General features: G+C 73.0%; 16 protein-coding genes and 1 pseudogene. 12 read left to right on the forward strand and 5 right to left on the reverse strand.

All coding sequences use genetic code 11. The features are described from left to right. Positions 1 to 3 precede the first annotated feature (3 nt). From OG332_RS08180 to OG332_RS08195, 4 genes are all read left to right on the forward strand, one after another. The gene (locus OG332_RS08180; RefSeq protein ID WP_327412822.1) at positions 4 to 1,242 is read left to right on the forward strand and encodes an MFS transporter; all 1,239 of its coding nucleotides are present in this window, start codon (positions 4 to 6) and stop codon (positions 1,240 to 1,242) included. 93 nt (positions 1,243 to 1,335) lie between these two features. After that, positions 1,336 to 2,718 (forward strand): uracil-xanthine permease family protein, encoded by a 1,383-nt coding sequence (locus OG332_RS08185; protein ID WP_327412823.1) that lies wholly within the window; start codon positions 1,336 to 1,338, stop codon positions 2,716 to 2,718. Positions 2,719 to 2,808: 90 nt separating this feature from the next. Further along, positions 2,809 to 3,486: a DUF5995 family protein gene (locus tag OG332_RS08190; protein ID WP_327412824.1), complete on the forward strand. Its 678-nt coding sequence runs from the start codon at positions 2,809 to 2,811 to the stop codon at positions 3,484 to 3,486. A gap of 46 nt (positions 3,487 to 3,532) precedes the next feature. Beyond that, positions 3,533 to 4,114, forward strand: coding sequence for a hypothetical protein (locus OG332_RS08195; protein WP_327412825.1), 582 nt, complete (start codon positions 3,533 to 3,535; stop codon positions 4,112 to 4,114). A 67-nt stretch (positions 4,115 to 4,181) separates the two neighbouring features. Here the strand turns inward: OG332_RS08195 and OG332_RS08200 are convergent, their stop codons facing one another. The 3 genes from OG332_RS08200 to OG332_RS08210 all read right to left on the reverse strand — a co-directional run bounded on the left by OG332_RS08200 (position 4,182) and on the right by OG332_RS08210 (position 7,228). Beyond that, positions 4,182 to 5,879, reverse strand: a complete 1,698-nt coding sequence (locus tag OG332_RS08200) for a flavin monoamine oxidase family protein (protein ID WP_327412826.1) — start codon at positions 5,877 to 5,879, stop codon at positions 4,182 to 4,184. Between the two features lie 40 nt (positions 5,880 to 5,919). After that, a complete protein-coding gene (locus OG332_RS08205) occupies positions 5,920 to 6,720 on the reverse strand; it encodes a carbon-nitrogen hydrolase family protein (protein ID WP_327412827.1) in 801 nt (266 codons plus the stop codon). 199 nt (positions 6,721 to 6,919) lie between these two features. After that, positions 6,920 to 7,228: a hypothetical protein gene (locus OG332_RS08210; RefSeq protein WP_327412828.1), complete on the reverse strand. Its 309-nt coding sequence runs from the start codon at positions 7,226 to 7,228 to the stop codon at positions 6,920 to 6,922. A 45-nt stretch (positions 7,229 to 7,273) separates the two neighbouring features. Between OG332_RS08210 and OG332_RS08215 the strand changes: the two genes are divergently transcribed. Continuing rightward, positions 7,274 to 7,501, forward strand: a complete 228-nt coding sequence (locus tag OG332_RS08215) for a GNAT family N-acetyltransferase (RefSeq protein ID WP_442816119.1) — start codon at positions 7,274 to 7,276, stop codon at positions 7,499 to 7,501. A gap of 92 nt (positions 7,502 to 7,593) precedes the next feature. Beyond that, positions 7,594 to 7,895 (forward strand): annotated as a pseudogene (locus OG332_RS08220) (WhiB family transcriptional regulator). An 81-nt stretch (positions 7,896 to 7,976) separates the two neighbouring features. On the opposite strand, the gene OG332_RS08225 reads toward OG332_RS08220, so the two are convergent. Further along, positions 7,977 to 8,432 (reverse strand): Lrp/AsnC family transcriptional regulator, encoded by a 456-nt coding sequence (locus OG332_RS08225; RefSeq protein WP_030027017.1) that lies wholly within the window; start codon positions 8,430 to 8,432, stop codon positions 7,977 to 7,979. A gap of 16 nt (positions 8,433 to 8,448) precedes the next feature. Further along, a complete protein-coding gene (locus tag OG332_RS08230) occupies positions 8,449 to 9,924 on the reverse strand; it encodes an amino acid permease (protein WP_327412830.1) in 1,476 nt (491 codons plus the stop codon). A 444-nt stretch (positions 9,925 to 10,368) separates the two neighbouring features. On the opposite strand from OG332_RS08230, the gene OG332_RS08235 reads away from it, so the two are divergent. The 6 genes from OG332_RS08235 to OG332_RS08260 all read left to right on the forward strand — a co-directional run bounded on the left by OG332_RS08235 (position 10,369) and on the right by OG332_RS08260 (position 17,014). Then, a complete protein-coding gene (locus OG332_RS08235) occupies positions 10,369 to 11,388 on the forward strand; it encodes a GDSL-type esterase/lipase family protein (RefSeq protein ID WP_327412831.1) in 1,020 nt (339 codons plus the stop codon). Between the two features lie 118 nt (positions 11,389 to 11,506). Next, entirely contained in the window at positions 11,507 to 12,460 is a 954-nt protein-coding gene (locus OG332_RS08240) for an SCO0930 family lipoprotein (protein WP_327412832.1), read from the forward strand. Between the two features lie 123 nt (positions 12,461 to 12,583). Then, positions 12,584 to 13,408, forward strand: coding sequence for a LytR/AlgR family response regulator transcription factor (locus OG332_RS08245; protein ID WP_327412833.1), 825 nt, complete (start codon positions 12,584 to 12,586; stop codon positions 13,406 to 13,408). Positions 13,409 to 13,604: 196 nt separating this feature from the next. Continuing rightward, positions 13,605 to 13,880: a hypothetical protein gene (locus tag OG332_RS08250; protein WP_327412834.1), complete on the forward strand. Its 276-nt coding sequence runs from the start codon at positions 13,605 to 13,607 to the stop codon at positions 13,878 to 13,880. A gap of 135 nt (positions 13,881 to 14,015) precedes the next feature. After that, positions 14,016 to 15,773, forward strand: coding sequence for a sodium/solute symporter (locus OG332_RS08255; RefSeq protein ID WP_327412835.1), 1,758 nt, complete (start codon positions 14,016 to 14,018; stop codon positions 15,771 to 15,773). Between the two features lie 5 nt (positions 15,774 to 15,778). Next, a complete protein-coding gene (locus OG332_RS08260; RefSeq protein WP_327419144.1) occupies positions 15,779 to 17,014 on the forward strand; it encodes a sensor histidine kinase in 1,236 nt (411 codons plus the stop codon). Positions 17,015 to 17,282: the final 268 nt, after the last annotated feature.

Below are 17,282 nucleotides of genomic sequence, written 5' to 3' on the forward strand. Positions count from 1 at the left end.
GCCATGACCGGGGACACCGACCTCAGCCCGGCGCGCATGCGCCATGCCCGTTTCGCCATCGCCGCCGTCTTCTGCGCCCACGGCGCTGTCACCGGATCCTTCGCCACCCGCATCCCCTGGATCCAGGACCACGCCCAGCTCAGCGCGGGCACCCTGGGCCTCGCCCTCGCCTTCCCCGCCCTCGGCGCGGCGCTCGCGATGCCGCTGGCCGGGCGGATCAACCACCGGTTCGGAGCCCGCGCCGCGCTGCGGGCGCTGCTGGCGCTGTGGACCCTCTCCCTGATCCTCCCGAGCCTCGCGGCGAACCTTCCCGCCCTCTGCTTCGCCCTCTTCGTCTACGGGGCCACCTCCGGCATGTCGGACGTGGCGATGAACGCGCTGGGCGTGGAGACCGAGAACCGGCTGCGCCGCTCGATCATGTCCTCGCTGCACGGCATGTGGAGCGTGGGCGCACTGCTCGGTTCGGCCGCCGGCATGGTCGCCGCACACAGCGGGGCCGACGCCCGCCTGCACCACCTGGTCGCCGCACTCGTCCTCACCGCGGCCGGGCTGGTCGCCGTACGGGGAGTGCTGGACCTCAGGAGCGACGCGGAGGCGCAGGCGCCGCCGCACTTCGCGCTGCCCCCGAAGTCCGCGCTGCTCATCGGGGCCATCGGGTTCTGCGCGGTCTTCGCCGAGGGTGCGAGCCTGGACTGGTCGGCGGTCTACCTGCGGGACGTGCTGCACACGGACGCCGGCCTGGCGGCCGCCTCCACCACGGCCTTCGCGCTCACGATGGCCGTGGCCCGGCTCGCCGGGGACCGGGTGGTGGACCGGTTCGGGCCGGTGCGCACGGTCCGGGCGGGCGGCGTACTGGCCACCGCGGGCGGGCTGCTCGTGGTGCTGGTGCGGCATCCGGTGGCGGCCCTGGCCGGCTTCGGGATGATCGGGCTCGGCATCGCGGTGGTGGTCCCGCTGGCCTTCGCGGCCGCGGCGCGCAGCGGGCCGGCCCCGGCGCAGGCCATCGCGGGCGTCGCGACGATCACGTACACCTCGGGGCTGATCGCGCCGTCGGCGATCGGCGCGGTGGCCGACGCGAGCTCGCTGGTGGTGTCCTTCGGACTGGTCACGCTGCTGGCCTTCGCGCTGGTCGCGGGCGCCGCAGTACTGCGTCAGCGGCCGCCGGTGGGGCAGTCTGGGGGCGGGGCCGGCGAAAAGGCCGGTCCGGCCGATCGGGACGAACCCATCGATATCCGGCCGTAATATGTCGACTGGCCGCAGCGGCACGATCCGTGCGCTGCGGCCTCGACGTGTGAGCGGCCGGCGCTGTGGCCGTCCGGAGAAGAGGAGTGGAACATGGGCCTCGGCGTGGGCTGGACCCTGCACGGAGACGGGCGGACCCCCGCCCCCGGCGCGGTGGTACGGCCACAGGAGCGGCTGTCGTGGCCGCGGACCGCCGGGCTCGGCGCCCAGCACGTCGTGGCGATGTTCGGCGCGAGCTTCGTCGCACCGGTCCTGATGGGCCTGGACCCGAACCTGGCCATCATGATGTCCGGCGTCGCGACGGTGATCTTCCTCCTCGCGACGCGCGGCCGGGTCCCCTCCTACCTGGGCTGCTCGCTGTCCTTCGTCGGCGTCGCGGCGGCGATCCGGGCCTCGGGCGGGGACAGCGCGGTCGTCACCGGTGCGATCTTCGTCGTCGGCGTGGCCCTCTTCCTGGCCGGTCTGGCCGTCCAGCGTTTCGGGGCCCGCGTCATCCACACGGCGATGCCGCCGGTGGTGACGGGCGCGGTGGTGATGCTGATCGGCTTCAACCTGGCGCCGGTGACGGCCTCGACGTACTGGCCGCAGGACCAGTGGACGGCGCTGCTGACCATGCTCGTCACCGGGGCGGCCGTGGTCTGCCTGCGCGGTTTCTGGTCACGCATCGCGATCTTCCTCGGGCTGCTCTTCGGGTACGCGCTCTCCTGGATCCTCGACCGGATCTTCGGCAAGATCCACTCGACCGCGGGCGGGCCGGAGGCCGTGGACCACTGGCGCCTGGACCTCTCCGGCGTCGGCAAGGCCGACTGGATCGGCCTGCCCGCCTTCCACGCCCCGCAGTTCGAGTGGTCGGCGATCCTGATCGCCCTGCCCGTCGTGATCGCGCTGATCGCCGAGAACGCCGGACACATCAAGGCCGTCGGCGAGATGACCGGCGACCCCCTCGACGACAAGCTCGGCACGGCCATCGCGGCGGACGGCGCCGCGTCCATGCTGTCCACCGCGGTCGGCGGACCGGCGAACACCACGTACTCCGAGAACATCGGCGTCATGGCGGCGACCCGGGTGTACTCCACGGCGGCGTACTGGGCGGCGGCCGGCTTCGCGCTCCTCTTCGGGCTGTGCCCCAAGTTCGGCGCGATCGTCGCCGCGATCCCGGGCGGGGTGCTCGGCGGGATCACCGTGATCCTGTACGGGATGATCGGCCTGCTGGGCGCCCAGATCTGGATCAGCGGCGGGGTGGACCTGCGCAACCCGCTGAACCTGGTGCCGGCCGCGGCGGGCATCATCATCGGCATCGGCGGCGTGCGGCTCCAGATCACCGACACCTTCGAGCTGGGCGGCATCGCACTGGGCACGATCGTGGTGATCACGGGCTACCACGCGCTGCGCTACCTCGCCCCCGCACACCTGAAGCAGCAGGAGCCCCTGCTCGACGAGGGCACCTCCGACTACGACGACTCCGCGGGGGCGTAGGACAAGCCCCGTTGACGGGTTTCGCCCGAATCGGGGAAGCGTACGGCCAAGTTCCCCGGTTCCGCGGCGGCGCCTGCGACTCTGCCTCCCATGGAAGCGGTGCTGGCGCGGATGCGCGCCCTGGACGAGCGGCTGCCGCCGCAGGACGGTGTCGCCGTCTTCAACCGGGTCTACCTGACGGTGACGGAGACCCTGCACCGGCGGATCGAGCACGGGGGGTTCCCCGCGCCGCGCAGGGCGCAGACCCTCAGCGTGCGGTTCGCGGAGCGGTACCTGACGGCGGTGGAGGCGGACCGGGCCCCGGCCTGCTGGCGCCCCCTCCTCCAGTACCGGCGCCACCCCGGGATCCGCCCGCTCCAGCACGCGCTGGCCGGGATCAACGCGCACATCGGCCACGACCTGGCGGTGGCGGTGGTGTCCTCATGCCGCGCCCTGGACTGCGAACCGTCCGCCCTCGAAGCCGACTTCGACCGGGTCGGCGACACCCTGGTCTCCCTGGAGGAACGCATCCGGGAGGACCTGATGCCGGGCCCGGACCTCCTGGAGGTCGCCGACCCGCTGACCCATCTGGTCGGCTCGTGGAGCCTGGACCGCGCCCGCGCGGCCGCCTGGGCGGCGGCCCGCCTGCTCTGGACACTGCGCCGCTCCCCCGAACTGGCCGAGGAGTTCACGAAGTCCCTGGACGCCGGCGTCGGCCTGGTCGGCCGCTGCCTGCTGACTCCCGTCAGGACGCCCTCCGAAGCGGGCCGGTCCCCGAGCCGGGCCTGACCCGCCGCCCCGGCACGATCGGCAGGACACCCCCTAGGCTCGCGCGATGGCCAGTTTCACCACGCACCGCCTCCGGGCGCACGACCCCGCGCGTTCGCCGGCGCTCCGCTTCGCCGCGCTGTGCACGTGCCTCGCCGAGTTCGCCCCGTACGGGTTCCGCGCGACCTACCACCACCTGTGCCACAGCGCGGGGATCCCGCCCGAACCGGAGCAGGACCCGGAGGCGGTGGTGCGGGCCGTCGAGGAACTGCACGCGGCGCGGGAGGTCTGGTTCGCCGCGTTCCGGGCCTGGAAGGGAGCGCGCCGGGTGCAGAAGCTCGCCGGGGTACGGGTCCCGGAGCCGCCCGAGCCGCGCCGCATGCTGTGGTGCCCCGACCCGGGCTTCCACCCCGCTGAACCGCTCGCAGCGGTGATGCCGCGCATCCTGCGCGCCCCTCCGGGAGCCCTGTCGCACTGCCCGGTCTGTCCGGAGGGCCGGGTCACGGTGCCCTGGCACGACGGGACCCTGGTCCACCGGCTCTGCGCGGGCTGCGGGGTGAGCCTCTCCAGCCGGCCGGGCCCCCACGATGCCCGCATCGCCGCCGACCGGGCGGAGCGGTGGCGGCTGGTCTGGAGACGGCGGGCATGAGAACGGGCCGCCGCCCCGCGTGCTGACGTTCGCGGGGCGGCGGCCCGTGATCAGGGGCCGGGAGGGGTCAGTCCTCCGGGAGTTCGACCGGGGCGATTTCGTCGTAGACGTCGCCCGGGCCCGGGTTGGTGGCGTCCGTGGAGCCGCCGAGGTGGTGCATGACGCCCCAGACGGCGTTGAGGGCGGTCTGGACCGCGCCCTCGGCCCAGCCGGCCGTCCAGGAGATGTCGTCGCCCGCGAGGAAGATGCCGCGCTTGTCCTCGGGGAGGCGGTCCTGCATGAAGTGGGTGAACAGGCGGCGCTGGTAGCGGTAGTGGCCCGGGAGGTTGGCCTTGAACGCGCCCATGAAGTAGGGCTCGTTCTCCCAGGACACGGTGACCGGGTTGCCGATGACGTGGCGGCGGATGTCGACCTTCGGGTAGATCTCGCCGAGGGACTTCAGCATGACCTCCATCCGCTCGTTCGCGGACAGCGGCAGCCACTTCAGGCTGTCGTCGCACCAGGTGTACGAGAGGCAGATGACAGCGGGCTTGTCCGGGCCGTTGTCCAGGAGGTACGTGCCGCGGGTCATGCGGTCCGTGAGGGTCATCGACATGACGTCGCGGCCGGTCTCTTCGTCCTTGTCGAGCCAGAAGGGGCGGTCGACGGGGACGAAGAGCTTCGAGCTCTCCATGTAGTGGGTGCGCTCGATCGCCGTCCAGTGGTCGATCGGGAAGAGCGTGTCGTCGCACTCGATTTTCGACAGCAGCATCCAGGACTGGGCCGTGAAGATCGCGGCGCGGTACGTGCGGATGTCGCCGGAGGAGTCGGTGACCGTGATGCGGTTGCCGGCCGTGCGGTGCAGGCGGGTCACCGCCGGGCGCGGGGTGCCGTCGTGCAGGGTGGACAGGGACGTGCCCTGGGCCCAGTGCACGATCTTCTCGGGCTCGCGCTCCCACAGGCGCAGCGGCAGCTGCTGCGAGCCGCCCACGATGCCGCGGTGGTGGTCGTCGGCCTCGGTGTAGACGACGCGCAGGATCTCCAGGATGGAGTTCGGGAAGTCGGTGTCCCAGCCGCCGGTGCCGAAGCCGACCTGGCCGAAGATCTCGCGCTTGCGGAAGGACTGGAAGGCCTCGGACTTGCAGAGGAAGCCGTAGAAGGTCTCGTCGTCGAGCTTCTCGACGAGCTTGGCCCAGATCTCGCGGATGCGCGGGACGTCCCGCTCGCGCATCGCGGTGTTCATGTCGGAGAAGTCGGCGCCCTCGTCGAGGCAGGCGTTCCACGCGGCGGCGACGTCGCGGTAGACCTGCGGGAGGTCGGCGATGGTCTCGGCGTAGTGGGTCTCGCCCTTGAGGTCCACGACCGTCGAGGGGGTGGCCTCGGCGAGCGGGTTCGGGAAGGGCTCGGTGACCAGGCCGACGAGGTCGATGTAGTGCTGCAGGGCCGTGGAGGACGGCGGGAAGCGCATGGCGCCCATCTCCGCGGTCAGTTCCTCGGTGCCGGCGCCCTCGAAGCCGACGGTGCGCAGCCGGCCGCCGATCTGGTCGGCCTCGTAGACGACGGGCTTGAGGCCCATCTTCATCAGCTCGTAGGCCGAGATGATGCCGGACAGACCGCCGCCGATGACGGCGACCTCGGTGCCGAGTTCGGTCGCGGGTATCTGGCCGAGCCCCGCCGGGTGGGCGAGGAAGTCGTCGTAGGCGTACGGGAAGTCCGGGCCGAACATGGTGATCGGCGGCTGTCCGTCGCTGTGCGGGACGGCGGTGGTGGGCACCGTGGACGTCATGGGGGTACGTCTCCTTGCGGCAGGGCTGGGGGAAGGGGGCTTAGACGAGGGAGGCGTAGAGCCCGGGGCGGCGGTCGCGCAGGTAGGGGTTGTTCTCGCGCGACGCGGCCAGCAGCTCGGGGTCGGCCTCGCCGAACACCAGCTCCTCGCCGCGGCCGGCCCGGGTCCGGGTGACCCCGTCGGGGCTCGCCAGGCAGCTGAGTCCGACGAACTCGAACTCGCCTTCCGGGCCGGTGCGGTTGACGTACGCGATGTACATCTGGTTCTCGAAGGCCCGTACGGGGACGAGCTGTTCGGCGACGAACTGGAACGGGTGCATCTGCGCGGTCGGCACCAGGAGGAGGTCGGTGCCGGCGAGCGCGTGCGCCCGGACGTTCTCGGGGAACTCCACGTCGTAGCAGATCATGATGCCGATGCGGAGGCCGTCGAGGTCCGCCTGGACGACGGGGGTGTCGCCGAGGGTGAAGGCGTCCTGTTCGAAGCAGCCGAAGAGGTGGGTCTTGCGGTAGTTCGCGAGCCGCACCCCGTCGGGGCCGATGAGCTGTGCCGCGTTGTAGACGGCGTCGTCCGCCCGCTCCGGGTAGCCGTACAGGACGGCGATGCCGTGGCGGCGGGCGATCTCGCCGATGGCGACGGCGGACGGGCCGTCGGCCGGTTCGGCGAGCCCGGGGATGTCCTGGAGGTCCAGCGCGTAGCCGGTCAGGAACATCTCCGAGGTGACGAGGAGCCCGGACCCGCCCTGTGCGGCGTGCGCCGCCGCCTCGTCGAGCGCCTTGAGGTTCCGGGCGGTGTCGCCGAGAACTCCGGAGCTCTGGAGGAGGGCGGTGCGCAGCGCAGGCATGGGCTACCTCTGTGACAGGAGGGGTGGGGTCATACGAAGGTACGTTCGCGCGTTGCACCCGGACAAGCCGTGACCGTTGCGCTGCGCGCATCGATTCGTTGCGTGTTCCGCGACGGGTGCGGCGATTCGTTGCGCGGGACCCCCAGAGGCTCCCGGGGAACCCCTGAGGACCGCCGCGGACCCCCTCGGCGGGCCCCTCCTACGAGGCCTTGTGGAAGGCCGGGTGGCCGGCCGGGAAGTGCAGGTCGTCGAGGATGTCGGGGGTGTGGTCGGAGACGATGCGGCCGCTCCAGGTGTCGACGAGGGCCGGGACGGTCAGGGTGCCGTCGAAGTGGTGGCCGGCGGCCTCGTACGCGAGGCGCAGCGCGGTGTGATCGCCCGCTTCGGGGCCGCAGCCCGTCCCGGTGTCGACGAGGGTGCCGGTTTCGACGACGGTGTCGGTGCCGGTTCCGAGGACCGTGGTGGCGACGGAGTCCTCGATGCCCAGCAGGGCGAGGGCGGCGGCCACCCGCCGGGAGCGCGGACAGTCGGCGCGGAGGTAGAGGCGGTAGCGGTGCGGGACGGGGGAGAAACCGGCCCCGATGCGGCCGCGCGGGGCGGGGGCCGGGCCGGCCGGCTGACCCGTGCGGTCGTGGCGGCGGTGCGGGAGCGCGGGGACAGCCCGTTCCTGCACGCGGCGGCGGCGAACACCGGCGCCGTCCGGCTGTACGAGTCGATGGGCTTCACGCCGCGCCGCCGCCCGCTCTTCCTGGGCCTGCGCACACCGGCCCGGGTGGCCTGATCCGGAGGGCGCCCGGCCGCGTACCGGGCGTGGCGGTGTTTCAAGGGGCGGCGAGCGGTCACACGCGGGACATCCCGAAGAAAGGAACCGTCATGACCGACGTGTCGCGCCTGCCCGGCGCCGTCCACCACTCCTGGCAGTGGCAGGCCGGGGCGGCCTGCCGGGATCTGGGGTCCGGCCGCTTCTTCCATCCCGCCGGTGAGCGGGGCGAGGACCGCGAGGAGCGGGACGGCGCCGCCAAGCGGGTCTGCGCGGCCTGCCCGGTCCGGACGGCCTGCCTGGAGCACGCGCTGCGGACCCGCGAGCCGTTCGGCGTCTGGGGCGGCGCCTGACGGAGGAGGAGCGCCACGCGCTCCAGGGCCCGGCGGGGATGACCCTGGCGGCGCGGGCCTAGATGTATTGCCCCGGGAGGTTGTGGACGCGGACGGGGCCCGGCCGGCATCGGCCGCCCGGCCCCGGCCGCGTCCGCGAGGGGCTACGCCGGAGCGCCGGAGGTGAAGCGGCGAAGCAGCGGGGAGAGGACCAGGACCGACTTGGTGCGCTCCACGAAGGGCTCGCCCGCGATGCGCTCCAGGACCCGCTCGAAGTGCCGCATGTCCGAGGCGAAGATCTGGACGAGGGCGTCCGCGTCGCCGGTGACGGTCGACGCGGACACCACCTCGGGGTAGCGCTCCAGTCCTCGCCGGATGTCGTCCGGCGAGGTGTTGTGGCGGCAGTAGATCTCGATGAAGCCCTCGGTCTCCCAGCCCATGGCGGCGGGGTCCACGCGGACGGTGAAGCCGGTGATGGCGCCTTCGGCGCGCAGCCGGTCCACGCGCCGCTTCACGGCGGGGGCGGAGAGCCCGACCTCGGAGCCGATGTCCGCGTAGGAGCGGCGGGCATCCTCGGCGAGGGCGTGCACGATGCGTTCGTCGAGATCGTTCAGTCGCACGGGGGGTGAATCACTTCTATTCAGCGACCTCCGAGGCCGTGGCGGCCAGGGCGGCCACAGTGGCCAGGCTGGAGCGGCGCATGCCGTAGAAGAAGTAGATCACGAGCCCGACGGCCATCCAGCCACCGAAGACCAGCCAGGTGATTCCGGGCAGCTCCGTCATCAGGTAGGCGCAGAGCAGGAAGCCCACGATCGGGGTGACCGGGAAGAGCGCGACCTTGAAGGTGCGGTTCATCTCCGGGCGGGTCTGGCGCAGGATGATGACTGCGACGTTGACCAGGGCGAACGCGAAGAGCGTGCCGATGCTGGTGGCGTTCGCCAGCTCACCCAGCGGGATGAAGGCGGCGAGCAGTCCGCAGAAGAGGCAGACGATGATCGTGTTGACGCGGGGGGTGCCGCTCTTCGGGTCGACCTTGGCGAACGCCTTGGGCATCAGGCCGTCGCGGGACATGGCGAAGAGGATGCGGGTCTGACCGTAGAGGACGGCGAAGACGACGCTGGCGATGGCGACGACGGCGCCCGCGGCCAGGATGACGCTCCAGAAGGAGTGTCCGGTGACGTTCTCCATGATCTGGGCCAGGGCGGCCTCGCTGCCCTCGAACTCCTGCCACGGCATGGCGCCGACGGCGACCAGGGCGACGAGGCAGTAGATCGCGGTGACGATGGCGAGCGAGAGCATGATCGCGCGCGGCAGGTCCTTCTTCGGGTTCTTGGCTTCCTCACCGGCGGTGGAGGCGGCGTCGAAGCCGATGTACGAGAAGAAGAGCATGGAGGCGGCGGTGCTGATGGCGGTGACGCCGAGCGGGGCCAGCGGGGTGTAGTTGCCGGCCTTGATGCCCATGAAGCCGATGACGCAGAAGAGCACCAGCGTCACGATCTTGACGGCCACCATGATCGAGTTGATCCGGGCGCTCTCCTTGGCCCCGCGGAGCAGGAAGACCATGCAGAGCAGGACCACGACCAGGGCCGGCATGTTGATGTAACCGCCCTCGCCCAGCGGGGCGGAGAAGCCCTCGGGGATGGTGATGCCGAGGGTCCCGTCGAGCAGCTCGTTGAGGTACTGGCCCCAGCCGACGGCGACGGCCGCGACGGAGACGCCGTACTCCAGGATCAGGCACCAGCCGCAGACCCAGGCTATGAGCTCGCCCATGGTGGCGTAGGCGTACGAGTACGAGGAGCCCGAGACGGGGATGGAGCCCGCGAGCTCGGCGTAGGACAGCGCCGAGAACAGCGCGGTCAGGCCCGCGATGATGAACGCGATGAAGACGGCCGGGCCGGCGATCGGGGTGGCCTCGCCGAGGACGACGAAGATGCCGGTGCCCAGGGTGGCGCCGATGCTGATCATGGTCAGCTGCCACATGGTGAGCGAGCGCTTCAGCGCACCGCCCTCACCCTGGCCGCCCTCGGCGACCAGCTGCTCCACCGGCTTGCGGCGGAGCAGCGGGTTGACGGGCTTCGAGTCGAGCGGTGGCGCCTGGCCGTGGTCGAGCACGAGGGGACTCCTTGTCACTGCGGATCGGGGAGGTCGGGATGAGGCGTCGACCGCGACGATCCGGAGCAGGACAGGGCCCGACGGGGGAAGGGCCTGAGCATGGGGGGACCGCCGAGCAGGCGATCCGCCACTCCACGTACAGCGAGTGAGCCTACGAGCTGAGTGATACCGCCCGTAATGCACCATCCTTGCACATTGGCGCACGATCGTTGCGCGGATCTGTCCGGGATGGTCCTTTGTTGCGTGCGGATGATCGATCGCTGCGCAGCCCTCCCTGAACCCCCTTTCTTGACTCTTCGTCAGATGTGCCGCAGCGTGCCGCCTGACGGCTTTGGTGCGACCGGAGGCGGTGGATCCGGGCCCGCGCGGGGTACGGGTCGCCGAGACCGCGACCGGAGCCGAAGGCTCCCGGACCGGGACGGCGGGCACGATCGGAGGCGAAGCGTGAGCAGACCGGGCGCTGACCAGCAGTGGCCGTGGCAGGATCCGCAGCCCTTCCTGCGCGGGGTCGCCTGGCTGGACAAGGGGCGCCCGGTGCGGGCCGACCCGGCCGACACCATGCGGCTGCCCTGGGACACCGGCGAGCGCTCCACCCTGCCCATAGGGGTCCGGCTGGAGTTCACCACCGAGACCGCGCGGGCGGTGGAGATCCGCTACCGGGCGACCGTGCCCGGCCCCACCGACGCCCTGCGCGACCTCGCGCACGGCTTCGCCCTGTGGGACCGGCACGGGGTGGTCGCCGAGGTGTTCACCGAGCCGGCCGCGGAGGCCGTCGTGCGGATCGGCCTGGGGGGCGGCAACGGCCCGTTCACCGTCCATCCGCCCGAGACCCAGTCCCCGCTGGTCCTCGGCCTGCGCGGGATCGGCGGCTCCCTCACCCCGGCGCCGCCCGCCCCGCGCTGGGTGGTGCACGGCGACTCCATCACCGAGGGCTGGTGGTCCACCCGCCCCGCGCACGGCTGGCCTTCGGTCACCGGCCGCGCACTCGGCTGGGACACCGTCAACCTCGGCTACGCGGGCGCCGCGCGCGGCGAGCTCACCACCGCCGAACAGCTCGCGGGCCTGTCCGCCGACGTCCTCACCCTCGCCTTCGGCACCAACTGCTGGTCCCGGGTGCCCTTCTCGGCGCCCCTGCTCTACGAGACCACGCGCGCCTTCCTCGAACTGGTCCGACAGGGGCACCCGCGGACCCCGCTGCTGCTGGTCTCGCCGGTACTGCGACCCGACGCGGAGCGCACCCCGAACAAGCTCGGCGCCACCCTGGGCGCCCTGCGCGACGCGATGGAGCGCGCCACCCGGGACCGGATCGCCGCCGGGGACGACCGGCTCGCCGTCCTCCCGGGCCGGGACCTGCTCGGTCCCGAGCACCTGGAGGACGGGCTGCACCCCAACGACAGCGGACACCAGGTACTCGGCCTCGCTGTGGCCACGGCTCTGCGGCGCGCCGGGTTCGGCGCGGGGTGAGTGAAACAGCCCACACGAGCCCCCTTGAACAGATCCCTGCCATCAGGGCGTGTCCTGAGCACAGTTGCCGCCGCCGGGGGCGACGGCACGACAGACACCACATCTGGGAGAGATCAAGATGGGCATCAAGCGCGGAACCACCCTTGCAGCCGTCGCGATGACGGTCGTCCTCGCGGCGACCGCCTGCGGTCCGTCCGACGACAAGGCGGCCGACTCGGCCCAGCCCGCCGGTGCCGCCTCCCAGGCTCCCGCCGCGGACGGGGGATACGGGGCCCCCGCCGCGGACTCGGGATCGGGCGCCAAGACCGGCGGGCAGCTGGCCATCGCGAACAACGACCAGCTGGGCGCGGTGCTCACCGACAGCGCGGGGCTCACCCTCTACCGCTTCGACAAGGACACGGCCAAGCCGCCGAAGTCGAACTGCGACGGGGACTGCGAGAAGACCTGGCCGGTGGTCGCCGCCGGCGATGCCACCGCCGCGGCGGGCATGGACCCCTCGCTGCTCGGCGAGGTCGTGCGCAGCGACGGCAGCAAGCAGCTGACGGTGGCCGGCTGGCCCGCGTACCGCTTCAACAAGGACGCCAAGGCGGGCGACTTCAACGGCCAGGGCGTCGGCGGGGTGTGGTTCGCGCTCGCGCCGGACGGCAAGAAGGCCGCTAAGGGGGCGGCGACCGAGGGGGCACCGCCGGCCGCGGGCGGCGCCGCCGAGGCCGACGGGAAGCTGTCGGTGGCCAAGGACCCCAAGCTGGGCGACCACATCGTCGACGGCAGGGGCATGACCGTCTACCGGTTCAAGCCGGACACCCAGTGGCCGATGACCTCCAAGTGCGTGGGCGACTGCCTGACCAAGTGGCCGGTCGTTCCGCCGGTGGAGAAGGCCGAGGACAAGGGGATCGCCGAGAAGAACTACACGGTGCTCAACCGCCCGGACGGCCTGAAGCAGCAGAGCGTCGACTGCTGGCCCGTCTACACCTTCACCGGCGACAAGAAGCCCGGTGACATCAACGGCCAGGGCGTGGGCGGCACGTGGTACGCCGTCTCCCCCGAGGGCAAGCTCATCACCGTCCAGTAGCCCGGGACCTCCCGAAGTCCCCTCCGGTCCCCCCACCACGGTCGCGCGGCCCCTGCCCCCATCCCCCCGGGCAGGGGCCGCGCCCCGTTCCGCCGCGGCGCGCCGGTATCTAGACTCGGCGGCATGCTGCGCGTACTGGCCGTCGACGACGAGAAGCCGCTCCTGGAGGAACTCCTCTACCTGCTGCGCTCGGACCCCCGCGTGCTCAGCGCGGAGGGCGCCTCGGACGCCACCGAAGCCCTGCGCCGCGTCACCCGGGCACTGGAGTCCGGACCGGACGGGGCCGACGGCATCGACGTCGTCTTCCTCGACATCCACATGGCCGGGCTGACCGGTCTGGACATCGCCCGGCTGCTGGCGGGGTTCGCGCAGCCGCCGCTGATCGTGTTCGTCACCGCCCACGAGGGCTTCGCCGTACAGGCCTTCGACCTGAAGGCCGTGGACTACGTGCTCAAGCCGGTGCGCCCCCAGCGGCTGGCCGAGGCCGTGCGGCGGGCCTGCGCGCAGCTGGCCCGCGCCGGGGAGGCACCGGTGGCCGCCGAGCCGGCGGCGAGCCCGTCGGCCGTGGCGGCTCCGCGCCGACCGGCCGCCGAGGTCACGGTCACCGACCGCGCCCCGGAGCAGATCGCGGTCGAACTGGGCGGCGTCACCCGCTTCGTGGCGATCGCCGACATCGCCTACGTCGAGGCGCAGGGCGACTACGCCCGCCTCCACACCGACGAGGGCAGCCACCTGGTCCGGATCCCCGTGTCCACGCTGGAGGAGCGCTGGGCGGCGCGCGGGTTCGTACGGATCCACCGCCGCCATCTGGTGGCGCTGTCGCGGATCGACGAGATCCGGCTGGACGCGGGCACGACCAGTGTCCGGGTCGGGGCGGCGGAGCTCCAGGTCAGCCGCAGGCACGCGCGGGAGCTGCGGGACCTCCTGATGCGGCAGGCCACTGGCTGAAAGCGGCCGCCGGCGGGGCCGGTACGGGCCGCCCGTCCGCCGGCGCCCGACCGTCCGGCGCGCGCGGGCGCCGTTCGTCGCGCCGGGAGGGACGTACGGCGATCCGCCGGAGCCGTCGGCCGCACCGGCGGCGTGAACGGCCCGCCACCGCCAACACCCCTGCGTATCGTGGATCTTCCGGCGCGGGAGGAGCGAGATGTCCGAGATCCAGGCGCTGGTCGACGCCCTGAGCGGACTGCCCCGTACCCGGCCCGCCGGGCCCGCCGAGGCGGAGGTGCTGCTGGCCCGGCTGCGCAGCGCGGCCGCCCGCTGGGCCGACCTCCTGTACGAGGCCCGCGAGGGGGTCCGCGAGCAGGTGCCGCCCCGTGCGGAGGCGGCCCTGACGCTGGCCTTCCGGCGCGCGGAGGAGTCGTACGTGGAGCTGGAGATCGCCTTGCGGGACTGCGCCGAGCACCGCGACCCGGCCGTCTGATCCACGAGCGGCGCGGGGTCCCGGGCGGCGCCCCGGCAGCGGCGCCGCCGGGCCGGATCGTGCCTGTTGCCGGGTCGGGGCTCGTGCGTAGACTCCGGTCTCCGCTCCACGCCCCTGCGCCGAAGGACCCGACCGGTGAACCAGACGTACGCGCTGACCGCGGTCGCCGTCGTCGTGGTGGCCACCGTCCTGGTCGGCGCGCTGGGCCTGCGCATATCCCGGACCACCTCCGACTTCTACGTGGCCTCGCGCACGGTGGGGCCCCGGCTCAACGCGGCGGCCATCAGCGGGGAGTACCTCTCGGCCGCGTCCTTCCTCGGTGTGGCCGGGCTGGTGCTGCTCCAGGGGCCCGCGATGCTCTGGTACCCGGTGGGCTACACGGCCGGTTACGTGGTGCTGCTCGCGCTGGTGGCGGCGCCGCTGCGGCGCTCCGGCGCGTACACGCTGCCCGACTTCGCCGAGGCCCGGCTGGAGTCGCAGGCGGTGCGCCGGATCGCGGTGCTGTTCGTGGTCGGGGTGGGCTGGCTGTACCTGCTGCCGCAACTGCAGGGCGCCGGGCTGACGCTGGAGATCCTGACCGGGGCCCCGCACTGGGTCGGCGGGCTGGTCGTGGCCTTCGTGGTGAGCACGGCGGTGGCCGCCGGCGGGATGCGCAGCATCACCTTCGTACAGGCCTTCCAGTACTGGCTCAAACTCACCGCCCTGCTGGTCCCGGCCTTCTTCCTGCTGGCCGCCTGGGCCGGGGACGGGGCGCCGCGGGCCACGTTCGACGCCCCGGCGGTCTTCCGGGAGCACACTTCGGTGACGCTCGCGGAGGACGTGCGGCTGTCCCTGGACGAGCCGCTGACGGTCACGGTGACCGGGCAGGTGGACGGGCACGGCTACGTGGCGGTCCCGCTGACCCTGGCCCCCGGCGGGCATTCCGTACGGGCGCACGCGCGGCTGGAGTTCGCCCCGGACACGCCCGTCCCGGACACCCGCGCGGAAGCCGGTCTCGGGGTGTCCGGCTGGTCGGAGCCGCTGTCCGGGGACCGCCCGGAGCACCGGCTGTACGCCACCTACGGGCTGATCCTGGCGACCTTCCTCGGCACGATGGGCCTGCCGCACGTGGCGGTGCGCTTCTACACCAGCCCGAACGGGCGGGCCGCGCGGCGCACCACGCTGGTCGTGCTCGGCCTGGTCGGCGCCTTCTACCTGCTGCCGCCGGTGTACGGGGCACTGGGCCGGATCTACGCCCCCGAACTCGCCCTGACCGGCGACGCGGACGCGGCGGTGCTGGTGCTGCCCGAGCGGATGCTGGGCGGACTGCTCGGCGAGCTGCTGGGGGCGCTGCTGGCCGGGGGCGCCTTCGCGGCCTTCCTCTCGACCGCTTCGGGGCTGACGATGGCGGTGGCCGGGGTGCTGCACCAGGACGTGCTGCCGGCGCGCGGGGTGCGCAGCTTCCGTTCGGCGGTGCTCGTGGCGATCCTGGTGCCGCTGGGCGGGAGCGTGACGGCGACGGAGGTGCCGGTGGCGGACGCGGTGGGCCTGGCCTTCGCCGTGTCGGCGTCGTCGTTCTGTCCTCTGCTGGTGCTGGGCATCTGGTGGCGCGGGCTGACCCCGCCCGGGGCGGTGGCGGGTCTGGTCACCGGCGGCGGCGCGGCGCTGAGCGCGGTACTGGCGACGCGGACGGGGCTGGCCCCGGCGGGCTGGGTGCACACGCTGCTGGCGTGGCCTGCGGTGTGGTCGGTGCCGCTCGGGTTCCTGACGATGGTCGCGGTGTCGCTGGCCACCCGGTCGCGGGTCCCGGCCGGGGCGGCGGCCACCCTGGCCCGGCTGCACCTGCCGGAGAACGTGGCCGTGGACCGGGCGTGGGAGTCCCCCCGGCGGAGCGAGGGGGAGGGCGTGCGGTGAGCGCGGTGTGTCCGGCCGTGCCGGCCCTGCTGGCGGTGGCGGGTGCGGTCCTGCTGCTGGCCGCGGGCTGGGCGGCGGGCCGCCGGCACGCCCTGCGCGGTGAACGGGCCGCCGGGCCGGACCTCGGGACGCCGGTGGAGCGGGCCACCTTCCACACCCTGCACACGGCTTCGCTGGCCGCTCCCCCGCTGCGCGCCGGGCTCACCGAGGACGCCGCCCGCAAGGCCGCCCGGCGGCTGCGGTCGCTGCTGGGTACGGAGGCCCTGTGCCTCACGGACCGGGAGTCGGTGCTGGCCTGGGACGGCCCGGGCGCCGACCACCACGAGCGGCGGGCGATGGCCCGGGTGGCGGTGATGCTGGAGTCGGGCCGCAGCCAGAGCGTGCGGACCGAGTGCCAGCGGCCCGACTGTCCGCTGAAGTGGGCGGTGGTGGCCCCGCTCACCGGCGAGGACGGGATGCTGGGCGCGCTGGTGGCGTACGGGTCGCGGGAGTCCGCGGTACTGGTGCGGGCCGCGACCGAGGTCGCCCGGTGGGTGTCCGTGCAGCTGGAGCTGTCCGAGCTGGACCGCTCGCGGACCCGGCTGATGGAGGCGGAGATCAAGGCGCTGCGGGCGCAGATCTCCCCGCACTTCATCTTCAACTCGCTGGCCGCGATCGCCTCGTTCGTCCGCACCGATCCGGAGCACGCCCGGGAACTGCTGCTGGAGTTCGCGGACTTCACCCGGTACTCCTTCCGGCGGCACGGCGACTTCACCACGCTCGCCGAGGAGTTGCGCTCCGTCCAGCAGTATCTGGCGCTGGCCGGCGCCCGGTTCGGCGACCGGCTGAAGGTGACCCTGCAGGTGGCACCGGAGGTGCTGCCGGTGGCGCTGCCGTTCCTGTGCCTGCAGCCCCTGGTGGAGAACGCCGTCAAGCACGGGCTGGAGGACTCCACCGAGGAGTGCCGGATCACCATCACCGCGCAGGACGCGGGCGCGGAGGCGGTGATCACCGTCGAGGACAACGGGGTGGGAATGGATCCGGCACTGCTGCGCCGGATCCTGGCCGGGGAGCACAGCGGTTCCACCTCCGGCATCGGGCTGCCCAATGTCGACGAGCGGATCCGGCAGGTGTACGGGGACGAGTACGGGCCGGTGATCGAGACGGGCGTCGGCGCCGGCATGAAGGTCACCATCCGCATTCCCAAATACCGTGCGGGCGTGCACAGTTCACCGTCGGGACACCATCCCCCCCGCCCCTGAGCGGCCGATCCCGTGTCATCCGGGGAGGGGCGCGGCGCGACCGGCGCCCCTTCCTGGTCGGGCCACCTCAGCGTGACCGACCCACGCCCCGGAGTTATCCGCCGCTTGGCGTATCCGGCTCCCGCCTGCGCCGAACGGTCACCCGCCACGCCGAACGGTCGCCCCGGGCGCGGCTGGATCGTGCCGCCGCGGCTCAAGACCCGGGGCTCCGCCCCAGACCCCGCGCCTCGAACGCCGGCGAGGCTGGATGTGCCGGCACCGTCCGCCA

The sequence above is a fragment of the Streptomyces sp. NBC_01233 genome, from assembly GCF_035989305.1.
GTDB lineage: Bacteria > Actinomycetota > Actinomycetes > Streptomycetales > Streptomycetaceae > Streptomyces.

What these genes read in the sequence shown, in the direction of transcription:
- OG332_RS08185 (WP_327412823.1), top strand. Translation starts at nt 1,336, where the DNA reads ATGGGCCTCGGCGTGGGCTGGACCCTGCACGGAGACGGGCGGACCCCC.
- OG332_RS08180 (WP_327412822.1), top strand. Translation starts at nt 4, where the DNA reads ATGACCGGGGACACCGACCTCAGCCCGGCGCGCATGCGCCATGCCCGT.
- OG332_RS08245 (WP_327412833.1), top strand. Translation starts at nt 12,584, where the DNA reads ATGCTGCGCGTACTGGCCGTCGACGACGAGAAGCCGCTCCTGGAGGAA.
- OG332_RS08190 (WP_327412824.1), top strand. Translation starts at nt 2,809, where the DNA reads ATGGAAGCGGTGCTGGCGCGGATGCGCGCCCTGGACGAGCGGCTGCCG.
- OG332_RS08250 (WP_327412834.1), top strand. Translation starts at nt 13,605, where the DNA reads ATGTCCGAGATCCAGGCGCTGGTCGACGCCCTGAGCGGACTGCCCCGT.
- OG332_RS08195 (WP_327412825.1), top strand. Translation starts at nt 3,533, where the DNA reads ATGGCCAGTTTCACCACGCACCGCCTCCGGGCGCACGACCCCGCGCGT.
- OG332_RS08205 (WP_327412827.1), bottom strand. Translation starts at nt 6,720, where the DNA reads ATGCCTGCGCTGCGCACCGCCCTCCTCCAGAGCTCCGGAGTTCTCGGC.
- OG332_RS08200 (WP_327412826.1), bottom strand. Translation starts at nt 5,879, where the DNA reads ATGACGTCCACGGTGCCCACCACCGCCGTCCCGCACAGCGACGGACAG.
- OG332_RS08240 (WP_327412832.1), top strand. Translation starts at nt 11,507, where the DNA reads ATGGGCATCAAGCGCGGAACCACCCTTGCAGCCGTCGCGATGACGGTC.